This window comes from Lysinibacillus sp. GbtcB16 (assembly GCF_019091145.1).
Taxonomy (GTDB): domain Bacteria; phylum Bacillota; class Bacilli; order Bacillales_A; family Planococcaceae; genus Lysinibacillus; species Lysinibacillus fusiformis.
Map to the genome: position 1 here is coordinate 1 of NZ_JAGXJV010000909.1, position 233 is coordinate 233.

A 233-nucleotide genomic window follows, 5' to 3' on the forward strand; every position below is an offset into this window, starting at 1 on the left:
TGATTTGGGTAGAAGGTGTAGTGTGGAAACTGATGAAAAAGAAAAGCAAAAAATAAAATTTGAATTGTTAAATCATAAAATATTTATTTGGATTAACTTAGATAGAAAAAATAAGTTTACAAAAGATTTAAGGATAAACTGTAATGAATATATTACCTGGTGGGCTTCTTTTTTAGAGTCATCGAATGATGAAGAAAAATCAAATTTCGAGAGAGCATCTTATAAAAATATGA

General features: G+C 25.8%; 1 pseudogene. It reads left to right on the top strand.

The annotated features are described in order from the left end of the window. A pseudogene (locus tag KVT27_RS26275) lies at window positions 1-233 on the top strand (hypothetical protein); the annotation flags it as partial.